Annotated in this window: 10 protein-coding genes and 2 pseudogenes; 5 read left to right on the top strand and 7 right to left on the bottom strand. The window is 51.2% G+C overall.

Annotated elements, in window-relative coordinates:
* The 3 genes and pseudogenes from AU511_RS17210 to AU511_RS05940 form a co-directional block, all read right to left on the bottom strand.
* A pseudogene (locus AU511_RS17210) lies at positions 1 to 203 on the bottom strand (sensor domain-containing diguanylate cyclase); the annotation flags it as partial.
* 411 nt (positions 204 to 614) lie between these two features.
* Entirely contained in the window at positions 615 to 1,925 is a 1,311-nt protein-coding gene (gene guaD, locus AU511_RS05935) for a guanine deaminase (RefSeq protein WP_094109097.1), read from the bottom strand.
* A gap of 338 nt (positions 1,926 to 2,263) precedes the next feature.
* Positions 2,264 to 2,467 (bottom strand): ogr/Delta-like zinc finger family protein, encoded by a 204-nt coding sequence (locus AU511_RS05940; protein WP_094101098.1) that lies wholly within the window; start codon positions 2,465 to 2,467, stop codon positions 2,264 to 2,266.
* Positions 2,468 to 2,899: 432 nt separating this feature from the next.
* On the opposite strand from AU511_RS05940, the gene AU511_RS05945 reads away from it, so the two are divergent.
* On the top strand, positions 2,900 to 4,243 hold the full coding sequence (locus AU511_RS05945; protein WP_094109098.1) for an MFS transporter: 1,344 nt from the start codon (positions 2,900 to 2,902) through the stop codon (positions 4,241 to 4,243).
* Between the two features lie 48 nt (positions 4,244 to 4,291).
* Here the strand turns inward: AU511_RS05945 and smrA are convergent, their stop codons facing one another.
* On the bottom strand, positions 4,292 to 4,858 hold the full coding sequence (gene smrA / locus AU511_RS05950; protein ID WP_094109099.1) for a DNA endonuclease SmrA: 567 nt from the start codon (positions 4,856 to 4,858) through the stop codon (positions 4,292 to 4,294).
* A gap of 1,135 nt (positions 4,859 to 5,993) precedes the next feature.
* A complete protein-coding gene (locus AU511_RS05955) occupies positions 5,994 to 6,200 on the bottom strand; it encodes a hypothetical protein (RefSeq protein WP_240503776.1) in 207 nt (68 codons plus the stop codon).
* Between the two features lie 418 nt (positions 6,201 to 6,618).
* Here AU511_RS05955 and AU511_RS05960 point away from each other — a divergent pair.
* Positions 6,619 to 7,487, top strand: a pseudogene (locus AU511_RS05960) (helix-turn-helix domain-containing protein).
* 187 nt (positions 7,488 to 7,674) lie between these two features.
* Here the strand turns inward: AU511_RS05960 and AU511_RS05965 are convergent.
* Together AU511_RS05965 and rsmF are read right to left on the bottom strand one after the other, a co-directional pair.
* Positions 7,675 to 7,869, bottom strand: coding sequence for a YdfD/YebW family protein (locus tag AU511_RS05965; protein ID WP_094109100.1), 195 nt, complete (start codon positions 7,867 to 7,869; stop codon positions 7,675 to 7,677).
* A 117-nt stretch (positions 7,870 to 7,986) separates the two neighbouring features.
* Positions 7,987 to 9,435, bottom strand: coding sequence for a 16S rRNA (cytosine(1407)-C(5))-methyltransferase RsmF (rsmF, locus tag AU511_RS05970; RefSeq protein ID WP_094109101.1), 1,449 nt, complete (start codon positions 9,433 to 9,435; stop codon positions 7,987 to 7,989).
* A gap of 259 nt (positions 9,436 to 9,694) precedes the next feature.
* Here rsmF and AU511_RS05975 point away from each other — a divergent pair, with 259 nt between their 5' ends.
* The 3 genes from AU511_RS05975 (at position 9,695) to prc (ending at position 13,045) form a co-directional block, all read left to right on the top strand.
* On the top strand, positions 9,695 to 10,189 hold the full coding sequence (locus tag AU511_RS05975) for a GAF domain-containing protein (protein WP_094109157.1): 495 nt from the start codon (positions 9,695 to 9,697) through the stop codon (positions 10,187 to 10,189).
* A gap of 95 nt (positions 10,190 to 10,284) precedes the next feature.
* Positions 10,285 to 11,007 (top strand): RNA chaperone ProQ, encoded by a 723-nt coding sequence (gene proQ, locus AU511_RS05980; RefSeq protein ID WP_094101092.1) that lies wholly within the window; start codon positions 10,285 to 10,287, stop codon positions 11,005 to 11,007.
* Positions 11,008 to 11,026: 19 nt separating this feature from the next.
* Positions 11,027 to 13,045, top strand: coding sequence for a carboxy terminal-processing peptidase (gene prc, locus AU511_RS05985; protein ID WP_094109102.1), 2,019 nt, complete (start codon positions 11,027 to 11,029; stop codon positions 13,043 to 13,045).
* The last annotated feature ends 222 nt before the right edge of the window (positions 13,046 to 13,267 follow it).

The raw sequence follows: 13,267 nt of genomic DNA on the forward strand, positions 1-13,267 counted from the left end.
GAATAGGGGAAGTCTCGCCGCGATAACGACCATTGGCGGTCAGTATCGATTAAAGAGATCACGACGCTATCGACTTCGAAAAAGGACTGGGTAATGCGGGTAATCCGTTCCAATTCTTCGACCGGTCGCGAATCCAGAATGTTCATCATGCGTAGAAGGGCACTCCGTTGTTCCTTAGCGCCGGTATCGAGAGGCGGAATCATGGTTATGCCTTAAATAATTTGCTGTTATGGGCGATGCCCGGATGGAGTGTGGTTCAAAAAGATGTGGCCATCCCGGCATGTATAAAGGTGGTGAGGCTGGCCGCCAGTTCACCTTGTTCAGGAGGTAACAAGCTACAGGAGGAAGCCCTCTTTCGGGAAAGAACGCGCTACTCTGATTTCATCACAATGCAATTTTTAGTGTTTTATTCCACAAACGCATGCCACCCATAGCGTAAGTGACTGTTGCTAAGTTGCATTATAGCCAGAAACTTCCCTGTGCCAGTGATTTCTCACCCGAACTCTCTATTAAGGAAGAAAATTATATGGAAAACGAGGCCGTTATGCCAATAAGACGCTAAGTGGTACTAGTGAGGTGATCAGCCAACGTCGCTCACGATGGCAGCTTGCCGACTATTCCCGTGTGTGGACGCAAACTCCATTGACGTACGTTTCAGCCACATTTCTGTCATCGCCTTGCATCATCAATGCAAACAGCTTTTCATCCAGCGTGGTCGCCTGCGCCTGCCGCAAATGCTGCAAGGGGGTGCTCGCCCAGTCGAGGACAACAAAGTCCGCTTCTTTACCCGGCAGGAAATTCCCTAGCTTGTCATCCAGCGACAGCGCGGCCGCGCTTCCCAACGTCGCTTGGTACAGTCCTTCTCGGGCGGACAATTTCTCGCCCAGCAGCTGTTGCACTTTATAACCCTCATTCAGTGTTTGCAGAAGCGACAAACTGGTGCCTGCCCCCACATCCGTGCCCATCCCTACACGGATCCCTGCGGCCTTCAGAGAATGTAACGGAAACAGTCCGCTGCCCAGGAACAGATTAGAGCTTGGGCAGAAGGCGACGGAAGAGCGGCTGTGCGACAGCATATCCACTTCGTCCTTTTCAAGATGAAGGGCATGCGCGAACAGCGAGCGAGGGCCGGTCAGACCATGATGGTGATACACATCCAGATAATGGCGATGCTCGGGAAAAAGCGATTTTACCCAGGCTATCTCCTGCTTGTTTTCGCTGAGATGCGTTTGCATATAAATGTCTGGAAACTCGCTTAGCAGTTCACCGGCCAGCCTTAATTGCTCCGGCGTGGACGTCGGCGCGAAACGGGGCGTAACTGCATATAACAAGCGGCCATGACGATGCCATTTTTGAATCAGGGCGCGGCTGTCTTCATAGCTCTGTTGCGCTCCATCGCATAACGCGTCAGGCGCGTGTCTGTCCATCATCACTTTCCCGGTGATCAACCTCATCGCTTTCGCTGCCGCCGCGCTGAAGAGTGCGTCGACAGATTGCGGGTGCACAGTGGCGAAGACCATTGCGCTGGTGGTGCCATGTCGCAGCAGCTCCTGGATAAAGACGTCGGCCATCTGACGGGAATAGTCTGCATCCGCGTATTTCTGCTCGGTCGGGAACGTATAGGTATCAAGCCATTCCAATAATTGTTCACCATAAGACGCGATCATTTCAATCTGAGGGAAATGGACGTGAGTATCGATAAACCCGGGCATGATTAACCGGCCCCGATAATCTGTGACGGTCAGAGGAGCCAATTCGTTGACAGCAACATCCTTATAATTCAGCGCATTCAGTACCTTACCGTTGCGAACAACCAGCAAACCATCCTCAATAAAGTGGGTGGCTTCTGCGGGGTTTTGCCGAGGGTCGGCGGTGAAGTAAAGCAGGCTTGCGTGGTACGCCTGAGTGTCAGCGGCATTAATCATTTACACCTCCATGAAAGGCTAAACAGGTTTTATCCATAAATGAGACCTCTGAACATTCATTGACGGAGTCGAATGGAAGGCATCGGCTGATTTTTGAGGGTGTTCACCTGTGGAAGGAGTTCGTCTGCTTGCTGGCATGGGACGTCACAGAGGCCGTAAGTGCAAGTGACTGAAAATCAGTAAAAGTCGTTTGATATTAAAAGTACGGTCCGGCGGACGTCAATAACAGCAGGCGAGTGAAAATGATAAAGCGAATAAGCGAGGCGGTTTTTCTTGAGCAACGCAAGGAGGTGACGGAAGGGGCTTTCCCCCTTAGCTAGCAAGGGGGGAGGTCGCGATTAGGGCGGCGGGTTATTAGTAAGCGCTTCAACGGGTTCTACTTTGCCTGGCACCATGATCGAGCGGGTTATAGCTTCCAATGTCACGAAGGTGTGCCCGCAGTTGACGTTAGTGCACTGATGGTAGCGCTCTTTGGCGCCATCCGACAGGTATCGGCTGGAACGCGCATGAGCGGCGTGGTGGCATAAAGGGCAATGCATCATGTTGGTATCTCCTCAAATCTATTCATCGCTTCAACATAACTTAATGGTGTAACCCTTTATTCGAATTTGCAAATAAATTTCGATAAAATAAATAAAACAGAACGCGCCTCGTTTGTTTTTTACTTTACTAATATATTTAACCTGATGTTTTTAATAGAATAAAATATTTGTAAAAGGGTTTTTGAATGTGTTCTTTTCTTTGTGTATTTTCACGATATGGGTTTTGTGGGTTGTGGTAGAGGACGTAAAAAAGAGCGGGGGGACGGTTTCGCACTTTCATTGGTGAAGCGCGTTGGCTATCATTCGCGCGCTCTGTCACGAAATCCATCTTGGCAGCAAATTATTATGGTTGGGCTGTTTTACTGTCGGAAATAATTGTTTACAGTGTAAGCCTTGGTTAACAGCCCGCAGAAGAGTTATCGGAGAGTAAGCGTGACAGGTTCCACCCCTTTAGACGTTAGGCAGCTCATTAACGAACGTCCCCTCAGCGCCTACCAAAAGCTGATTGTCATCCTTTCATTCTGCATCATTGCATTGGACGGCATGGATATCGCCATCATGGGCTTTATCGGACCTTCGCTGAAAGCAGCCTGGGGAATCGGCAACGCTGAGCTGGCCATTGTGATCAGCGCGGCTCTGGTGGGGTTGGCTATGGGCGCGATGATTTCGGGACCGCTTGCAGACTGGCGTGGGCGAAAAGTGGTTATCATCACCAGCGTACTCCTGTTTGGATTGTGGACACTGTTGGCGGCGTTCTCCGAAAATGTACAGCACCTGATTATTTTCCGTTTCCTGACCGGGCTAGGTCTGGGGGCGGCCATGCCTAATGTAGGCACGCTGGTCGCGGAATACGCTCCGGAAAAAAAACGTTCTCTTATCATCACCATCGTATTCTGTGGTTTTAGCGTGGGCGCCGCGGCGGGCGGTTTTGCCGCTTCCTGGCTGATCCCACAGTGGGGATGGCACACCGTACTCCTGATGGGCGGGATTTTGCCGCTGTTGCTGCTGCCGTTCTTGATGGTGAAATTGCCTGAGTCCGTCAGATTCCTGGTAGCCAAACGCGCGAATTCCGAGCGTATCCATCATATCGTCGAAAAAATTGCTCCCGGAGTCAGCCACAGCGGCACCCAGTTCGCCATGCCTGCTGAAGACAAAAAAGCCACGTTCGCTGTACGTTTAGTCTTATCTAAAGAGTACCGTTTCGGCAGCTTCATGCTGTGGGGAGGTTATTTCTTTGGGTTATTTATGGTTTACCTGTTAGGCAGTTGGTTGCCTACCGTAATCAAAGACGCCGGGATGACGGTCACTCAGGCGACGGTCATCACCGCGTTATACCAGTCTGGCGGTGCTTTTGGCTCTCTGTTTGCAGGTTGGCTTATGGATCGTATTAACCCGCACCTGGCGCTAGGCGTTATCTATGCGGCGGGAGGCGTGGCGACGGCGCTGATCGGGTTGTCTGAATCTTATTTCATTTTACTGGCCTTGCTGGCATCGGTCAGCGGTTTTTGCCTCAACGGCGCGAATACCGGCATGAATGCGCTTTCCGCCCGCTTCTACCCGACGGCCGCGCGTGCGACGGGGTCAGGATGGATGCATGGTGTTGGACGGATGGGGGCGATCATGAGCGCATTTGCCGGCGCGCAGGTGCTGGGCATGGAATGGAGCTTCGGAATGATGTTCGCCGTTCTGGCGCTACCCGCCTTCCTGACGGCCTTGATGATCTTGGCGAAAGGACAGATTGGTCGTCGTCATCGCTCGGTGGCTTATACCTATTGAACCTCTGCAATATTGCCCTGAGAAACAGGGCAATATTGTGTCCTCGTTCTAACGGCTGCGTTTCGCATGCCGTTCCCAATTCTCTTGACGCGACCGTGCTGACTTTCTTAATGCGACATAACAGGCCCCATGGCCGCTGTGTACAGGCTGCGCGACGCAGAATGCCTGTACTGACTCGAATTGGGCTAGCCAACGGCCAAGATAGCTGCGAATGATATTGGCATGAGAGGCATCCTCGCTGCCTTTACCGTGAATGATCAGCAGATTGTGCAGGTTATCGTGCTGAGCCTGCAACATAAATTGGAATAGGCTCTCACGGCAGACGGCCACCGGTTTTCTCATCAGATTGAGACTGGCATCCAACGCATATTTCCCCTGACGCAGTTTATCCAGCACGCCTCGCTGGATTCCATCGTGGGTATACATCAAGGGTTCATCCAGGGAAAGTGTGTCGATGTAGCCGCTGATGAGGAAATTAGTCGGTTTGCTTTCTTCTACACACCTTTTTCCTCTCAGCGCAGGGGCTGTTTGAAGGTGTACCTTGGTGTTGCAGGAGGGCAGTGGAATGACATCACCAACCGCGTGTCTGAACAGAGATTTTTCATCAGGCGTCATGTAAGTACCCTCAATCACCTATGAAGCAGGATGACTATAACGGGAGCTGAGAAAAATATCATCGAGTTGGTAGAATCTGACCATGAGAGCGCGCCAATCCTCTTGGACATCCTAAGATACAACGACAAAGGCGTGCTTAATTATTCGAAAGAAATCAGCGCAAAGTCGATTTATTTCTCCTTTTTCAACGCCTTGATTTGACATTATATTATTCATTGTTTGAACGATATCCCCGAATTGATCTGCTTGCATCGACTAATGGCACTAAAGGAAAAATAGAAAATAAAATAGGTGTTTCTCAGTGAGATCACAGATGTGTAAATGACTAACCTCCAGATGAATTTAGAAATAGAAAGGGTCGGAGTTGACAAACAGTCAACACTACTATTTTTGCTGTGAAATATCGTGCATTCCCGGTAATTTCATTCCTTCTGATAAAGCCTTGGCAGCGGGGCAAAAAATACAATATAAAAAACGCGCTCCAAAGGTCTGTAATAAATATCCTTTCATTTGTTCCATCCCCATACGCGCGACCCGGGTTGACCCAGCGATATGAAACACCCTATATGACTGCCGATTGGCGCTTTTGGGGGAGTGAAGAGCGTGAGGCCGTATATCGAATCTATCTGTCGGATGTGGGCAAGCGATAACAAAGGGGCGTGCTTGCACCGCAAAACAATATTTAACACCGTGACGTAGGGCTTTCTAAAAAGCTGGTTTTTTGGGTGCGGTACAATGAGGGTATTTTGTCGAACTTCATCGATTATTTATCCATATGGACGCCTGACAGACAAAATAATGATTCTTGATGAAACGGATTTAAAATTAAGCACGGCTGACAAAGATAATGAAGCTAGAGTAGGCAGTTACAGCAGACGAACTGCCTCTGAAAATTGAAAAATTAATTTCGCGGCATATCAGGCGGTAAATAGACAGTAAGTCGAAATGACACTATTTTTAATGAATCACTTCTAGTGAGTCGCCGGTTTTTAATGGAGCACTGGATCAGTAAAGTGGTTGGCAGCTTCAGCGTTCACGCTGTTAAATATCGAAAAGGGCGGCAGGATAATGTCTCTGGACGAGACTGTCAGTTCTACCAGTAGCGATCAGCCATCAAGGATGTCAGAAGCTTTGTCTAAAGGGAGTGCCTGTCTAACCAGGTTTTGAGCCGCTGAATGTCGCCGTTATCCTGTAGCGCCTGCTGAAAGTCTTCCGCATCTACCGCACCATGAGCCAGATCGGCAATCAACGACATCGCGACTTGCATCTCGTCAGGCCGGATTTGCGAGAGTAAAGTCATATCCGCAATCAGCCTGATTCTGGCTAAGGTCAATTCTTGCATTTCGAGATGTTCCACAATGGTCTGCCTGTCTTCTTGACTGTATTTATATACAGTATTTTATAGAATGCCATATTCGTCAACCCATAACTGGCATTGGTTTTTTTAAGATGGACTTCTTGATGCCACACCAGGTGCTATGATCATAACCTATTGATTAAAAATGACTCATTGGGGAGATTGCGGTCTTTATATAAGAAAAGCTGGTTTTGCGGCCTAATGTGACGATTTTTTGATTAGTAAGTAAGTTAACTAAGCCTTTACACTGGAAATTTGGGGAAAAGGCCGCAATATTTTCATCTTAGATCGAGATAAAATTGTAATATCATCAGTTGCCGAACAGTTTTTCTTCGATAATTGGAGCTGTGACGGTTTTTAGGGCGGTTAAGACACATATCGTATCTATTTCCATGCTCAAGAGGTGTTTTTGAACAGAGAAAGCAATACCGCAGCAGCGGTTTCCGTGCTGGGGAGAATCCTGTCAAGCTATGGGGTGAAAACACAAAAGGAATTGAGCGAAGTGACAGGTATTCCAGCCAATACCATCAGCAACTGGGTTCAGCGAGGCAGTGTCCCCGGCAATATCATCCTCAAATGCGCGCTGGATAACGGCGTCGATGCGGGGTGGTTGGTGACCGGCGAATTCGTTGACACGCCAGACATGCTGCATCAAGACGTTAATCTCAAGGGCAAAGCGCTCTATGAGCAAATTTTGGCTTCTGGCGGACGCGCCGTATTGCGGCGGATGCTTGATGCCTACGGCTTTAGCACGCAAAAAGAGCTGGGCGAGCTGCTGGAAATTGCGCCCGGCACCATCAGCACTTGGATCCGCCGTGATTTTTTCCCGGTGATGTCGTGGTGGCATGCGCGCTGGATACCGGCGTATCGCTCGAGTGGCTGGCTATCGGCAAAGGCTCGCCCCATCACCCAGGGCATTCTGACGCAAACGATGCGGGGGAGATCGTTCTGGTTCCGCGTAAGACGCTCAAGGCAGGTAAGCTGCAGGTCGCCGGTGACTGGAAAGCGGATAACGCATTATTGCCTGCGGGTGTTCACTCGCCTCTGTTAGTGGAAGGCAGCACTGCGTCATGGCTGGTGGATACTGGCGTGACCTGCCTGGGCAATGGCCGCTGGCTGCTGGACATTGACGGCAGAAACGATATCTATGATGTCTCGCTGCTACCGGGTAAAAAGATCGCCGTGACCGGCTCTGCCGCACAGTTCCAGTGCGGGGCTGATGAAGTTTCTCCAGTAGGATTGGTGGTTTTCACCCTCACACGCAATGCCTGAAGGGGCGAAGCGCCTATCGCTTCGCTCATCATCAACGACAGTGGAATGGTTGTGCCGTGAGGCTTGAGCATATATTGGCGGGATTAACGAAGATCGCCTGCTGGATAAGCGTGATTGCTCTCAGAACTCGCACACCGAGTTGATTGACTTATATCGCCGCTTAGGCTGCAGTGAGGTCGGCTGCGAGTTATCTCATATCTCGGTACTCTTGAGCGGGATGCCAGAACCCGTCAATAAAGTCTTCTATGGGATAACACCCCCCATTTCGAATTCGTTGCTCGCTCATGGTTTTCAAACATTGTATTTCTGTCTCATAAACGCTCGTAACCAGGTCTTCACAACCCCCGCCCACGTAGCAGACAAAAATCACCAATACGAACATGCGATGCCTTCCTCTTCGGATGAATGAGGGCTTAAGAATGAACAGGCTAACGCAGGAAGTGTAGTCGAAATGTGACAGAAGGGGGGATGCCACAGCAGCATCCCGAAAGTCGTTTCGTTAGTCGCCGCAGGGTGCAGCGCTGGCGCCATCGCGGACCAGATCGCGTGGAAGCGTGTTTTTAAAACGGCTGCCGATGCGTTTTGCGATTCCCAACGTGGTGTTGCGCCAGGTTAACAGTGCTTCGCTAACATCGGGCATCGCTTCGGGGTAGACATCCTTTCCCTGAAACCACGCCTGGGTCTCTGCGGCATTCAGTTCAAACGCGGAGAATGCGGTTGTATCACCCAATGCGACAATTGCCTCATGCTGCCAGCGATACCCTTTGGCATAGCGCTCAGCTAGCTTGATTCCAACTCTGGAGAAGCGGACTTTACCCAGTAACGGCGTCAACGCGACGGGGAACAACCAGATTTCATCATCGCGCTGCCACAATTGAAGCTGCTTTTCGCACCATTTGATGCCCTGCTGACGAGCCGCGTCAATCAGTAGCTGCGCGACTTTGCCCTGTAGAGGACTAAACGGGAATTTGCCCATTTTAAAACCGGGATGCGGCAATGGCGGCACGCTGGCGGTTTTTCTCAGACGTGCGACGAAGAATCCCTCGCTATCGAAAATTTGAGGGAAAACGTGCAGAAAACCGTCCTCAGTCGCGGCCTGATGTGCTGTTGGGAACAGATCGTTCAAAGGTTCAATCTCACAAGCGTCCGGGAATTGTGCTAGCAGCCAGCGGCAAACTTCCTGGTTTTCCTGGTGGTTAAGCGTGCAGGTGGAGTAGATTAGCGTCCCTCCCGGCTTTAATGCGTGGAACGCACTCATAATCAGCTCGCGCTGGGTCGCAGCGATGCTCACGATACTTTCAAGCGACCAGTGACTCATCGCCGCGGGATCTTTCCTGACAACGCCTTCTCCGGAACAAGGGGCATCCAGTAGCACGGCGTCAAAGCTCTCCGGCAATGCGCTGCCGAAGACGCGCCCGTCAAAATGCGTAAGCGCAGTATTGCTGACGCCGCATCGATGCAAATTAGCATGCAATACTTTTACTCGACTGGCCGCATACTCGTTAGCGACGATACCGCCCTGATTATTCATCAGTGCTGCGATTTGCGTTGTTTTAGAACCCGGAGCCGCTGCCACATCCAGCACGCGTTGTGGCTGAGCTTCACTTGAGAAGAGCGCGCTGACGGGCAACATTGAGCTGGCCTCTTGGATGTAAAACAAGCCGGCGAGATGCTCAAGCGTGTTGCCGAGCCGCACCGCTTCTTCATCCGTATTCGACAGCCAAAATCCGGTCTCACACCAGGGGATGGGTTCCAGCGCCCAGCCATGGGTTGTCGCAAGCGTACAGAAGTCCGCTACGCTAATCTTGAGTGTGTTGACCCGAATACTGCGACGCAGAGGTCGTTGACAGGCCGCAATAAAATCGTCCATTGAAAGATGGCTTGGCATGATGCGCTGAGTGGCATCGATGAATTCGGCTGAGAGCGTTGCTGGGGTAGGTTTGGCCACTGGCAATTTCCGTTAGGGCATAAGCAAAGCGCGGATTTTAGCATAAAGTGATGACGCGCTGGCCAGTGGAGGTCTCTGTCGCCCGGGAGGGGCAAATCGGGCGCCAGTGGGAAAGTGAGACTGTCCTGAATTTTACCGGATCCGCATTTGCTGATTTTATGCGAATGAATAAATCTAGTAGCATCCCGGTCTGAATCCTTATTTAATGGCGCGTTGGTGTGAAACACTGAGCAGTTTGGAAAGAAAATCTTACCGTATGATGAAAAAACAAGAATTTTACGAAGAGTTGGTGAGGGATTTGTCGTCACTGATCGCGGGTGAAAACCGATTTATTACTATACTGGCAAACAGCAGCGCCTTGCTGTTCGAACGGCTGGAACACGTTAACTGGGCCGGTTTTTACCTGCTCGAACAGGATACGTTGTTCCTTGGTCCGTTCCAGGGACGCGTCGCCTGTGTCCGTATTCCTGCGGGCAAAGGCGTATGTGGCCGGGCGGTATCGGAAAAACAGGTGCAGCGGGTGGGGGATGTTCACGCATTTCCCGGCCATATCGCTTGTGATGCGGCAAGCAACGCAGAAATCGTATTGCCGCTGGTGGTCAATGGACAATTTATTGGCGTGCTGGATATCGATAGCCCGGAATATCAGCGGTTCGATGCCGATGATGAAGCCGGGTTGAGTGCCGTCGTTTCAACGCTGAATGCCCAACTGGAAAATAGCGATGTACTTAGTTTCATCAATTCTCTCAGTTGAGACACGGATAACGTAGCAATTGCCGATGACGTCATTATAATGACGCCTGTTCATGCCTGCGCCGGTTGGCGAACCCGTTGTAATCAGGAAATTTCATGGAAAATCAACCTAAGTTGAATAGTAGTAAAGAAGTCATCGCTTATCTGGCAGAGCATTTCCCGCTCTGTTTCTCCATTGAAGGCGAAGCACGACCGTTAAAAATCGGTATTTTTCAGGATCTGGCCGCTCGTGTGCCCGAGTCCGATAACATCAGTAAAACGCAGTTGCGTTCAGCACTGAGACTCTATACCTCAAGCTGGCGTTATCTGTATGGCATCAAGCTGGGAGCACAGCGTGTCGATCTTGACGGTAATCCTTGCGGAGAGCTGGAAGAGCAGCACGTAGAACATGCGCGCAAACAGTTGGAAGAAGCGAAAGCCCGAGTCCAGGCACGTCGTGCTGAACAGCAGGCTAAGAAACGGGCTGAAGGGGGCGATGCAGCCGAACCTGCGCGTAGACGTCCGTCCGCGAATAAAAACGCGCCTCGTCGCGACAACACCGCTTCCGCCGCTCGTAAGCCACGCCAGCCTTCTTCTCGTACAGCACAAACTTCCTCATCGGATCGACCGCGCCAATCTCGTGCGGCTCGTGACGATCAGCAGGCGCCGCGACAGGCTGTGACGGATATTTCCAGCCTGCACATCGGCCAGGAAATCAAAGTCAGAGCGGGCAAAAGCGCCATGGATGCCACTGTGCTGGAAGTTGCCAAAGATGGAGTCAGAGTGCAGTTGGCTTCAGGCATGGCGATGATCGTACGCGCAGAACACTTGCAGTTCTGATACGGAGGCCAACCTCGGCATGAACAAATTCGTAAAATCGACCGTATTGAGCTGCCTTCTGTTGGCGGGCAGCAGCTTTGCCAATGAGAACATCACGCGGGTCGATCTGATTCCACAGTTGCAGCCGGAAGCGCAAGATGCCACCGTCAGCGAGCGCGTCTCGTCACGGTTTTTGCGTTCCCATTACCGGCAATTCATGCTGGATGAACAGTTCTCAGACAAAATTTTCGCTCGCTACCTCAACATGCTCGACTACAGCCATAATGTGCTGCTAGCGTCTGATGTAGCGCAGTTCGACAAGCAAAAAGGGCAGTTAGGTCAAGACCTGAACAATGGTCGACTAGACCTGCCGTATGCCTTATACAATCTGGCGCAGAAACGTCGCTTCGAGCGTTATCAATACGCGTTGTCGCTGCTGAATAAACCGATGAACCTCACGGGCAACGACTACATCGACCTTGATCGAGAGAAAGCGCCTTGGCCGCAGTCGCAGGACGAGCTAAACCGACTGTGGGACGCAAAGGTTAAGTTCGACTGGCTCAGCCTGAAGCTGACGGAAAAAACCGACAGCGAAATCAAAGATATTTTGACTAAGCGCTATCAGGCATCGATTCGCCGACTGGTTCAGACCAACAGCGAAGACGTTTTCCAGCTCGTGATGAACTCCCTCGCGCGTGAGATCGACCCCCACACCAGCTATCTCTCCCCACGCAATACCGAACAGTTCAACACGGAAATGAGTCTGTCTCTCGAAGGCATCGGCGCCGTATTGCAGATGGATGAAGATTACGCTGTGATCAATTCCATGGTGCCGGGCGGCCCTGCGATGAAGAGCAAACGCGTTGTGGTCGGCGACCGCATTGTCGCTGTCGGTCAGACTGGAAAACCGATGGTGGATGTTATTGGATGGCGGTTGGACGATGTCGTCGCGTTGATCAAAGGACCGAAAGGCAGCAAGGTACGCCTTGAGATCCTCCCGGCCGGTAAAGGCACGAAGGCTAAAACGGTGACGCTAACGCGTGAGCGTATTCGTCTCGAAGATCGCGCGGTCAAAATGACCATCAAAAAAGCCGGCAAGGATAAAGTCGGCGTACTGGATATCCCGGGTTTCTACGTGGGCCTGACTGATGACGTAAAAGTTCAGCTCCAGAAACTGGAAGCCGAGAACGTCAGCAGCGTTATCATTGACCTGCGGGGGAACGGCGGCGGGGCGCTGACTGAAGCCGTCAGCCTGTCCGGACTGTTTATGCCTAGCGGTCCCGTGGTACAGATTCGCGATAATAACGGCAAGATCCGTGAAGACAGCGATACCGACGCCACCCTCTATTACAGAGGTCCGTTGGTGGTCCTGGTCGACCGCTTCAGCGCCTCAGCGTCCGAAATCTTCGCCGCGGCGATGCAGGATTATGGGCGCGCGTTGATTGTGGGCGAACCGACCTTCGGTAAAGGCACCGTGCAGCAATATCGATCGCTGAATCGCATCTACGATCAGATGCTGCGACCGGAATGGCCAGCACTCGGTTCTGTGCAGTACACGATCCAGAAGTTCTACCGTATCAATGGCGGCAGCACCCAGCGTAAGGGCGTAACGCCTGACATCATCATGCCGACGGGGCTGGAAACGATTGAGACCGGAGAAAAGTTTGAAGACAATGCCTTGCCATGGGACAGTATCAAGCCGGCCGATTACACCAAAATGGGTGATTTCACCGCGTTATTGCCGGTCCTGAAGGCGGATTACGACCAGCGTATCGCCAAAGATCTGGAGTTTCAGTACATTCAACAGGATGTCGCTCGCTTCAAGGCGCTCAAAGAGAAACGCGACCGCGTTTCTCTGAATCTGGCCCAGCGCCAGAAAGAGAATAATGACGATGAGGCCATTCGTCTGCAGCGAATCAATGAGCGGCTGACCCGTCAGGGCAAACCGACGCTGAAGTCTCTGGATGCGCTGCCGAAGGATTATCAGGAGCCGGATCCATATCTGGATCAAACTGTGCAGATTGCTGAAGATTTAGCGCTGCAAAAACAGGCTAAATGATAAATCTTGCAGTATGAATTACAGGCCCTGGCAAATAATGCCGGGGCCTGTTCCTTTCTATCCCCGTTTTTGCGCCATTCCAACGCCCCTGATTCTCAACGAATCGTCACATTTTCTGTTTTATAACGCCTACCTATGCCTGCTTTGATATGTGTCAAACGCCAATCTGACGACTGAAATATATTAAGAATTATTCTTACTTGTCTTTTTATCTCACAAAGA

It is taken from the genome of Lonsdalea iberica, assembly GCF_002111585.1.
Taxonomy (GTDB): domain Bacteria; phylum Pseudomonadota; class Gammaproteobacteria; order Enterobacterales; family Enterobacteriaceae; genus Lonsdalea; species Lonsdalea iberica.

What these genes read in the sequence shown, in the direction of transcription:
- guaD (WP_094109097.1), bottom strand. Translation starts at nt 1,925, where the DNA reads ATGATTAATGCCGCTGACACTCAGGCGTACCACGCAAGCCTGCTTTAC.
- AU511_RS05940 (WP_094101098.1), bottom strand. Translation starts at nt 2,467, where the DNA reads ATGATGCATTGCCCTTTATGCCACCACGCCGCTCATGCGCGTTCCAGC.
- smrA (WP_094109099.1), bottom strand. Translation starts at nt 4,858, where the DNA reads ATGACGCCTGATGAAAAATCTCTGTTCAGACACGCGGTTGGTGATGTC.
- AU511_RS05955 (WP_240503776.1), bottom strand. Translation starts at nt 6,200, where the DNA reads ATGCAAGAATTGACCTTAGCCAGAATCAGGCTGATTGCGGATATGACT.
- AU511_RS05965 (WP_094109100.1), bottom strand. Translation starts at nt 7,869, where the DNA reads ATGTTCGTATTGGTGATTTTTGTCTGCTACGTGGGCGGGGGTTGTGAA.
- AU511_RS05975 (WP_094109157.1), top strand. Translation starts at nt 9,695, where the DNA reads ATGAAAAAACAAGAATTTTACGAAGAGTTGGTGAGGGATTTGTCGTCA.
- proQ (WP_094101092.1), top strand. Translation starts at nt 10,285, where the DNA reads ATGGAAAATCAACCTAAGTTGAATAGTAGTAAAGAAGTCATCGCTTAT.
- prc (WP_094109102.1), top strand. Translation starts at nt 11,027, where the DNA reads ATGAACAAATTCGTAAAATCGACCGTATTGAGCTGCCTTCTGTTGGCG.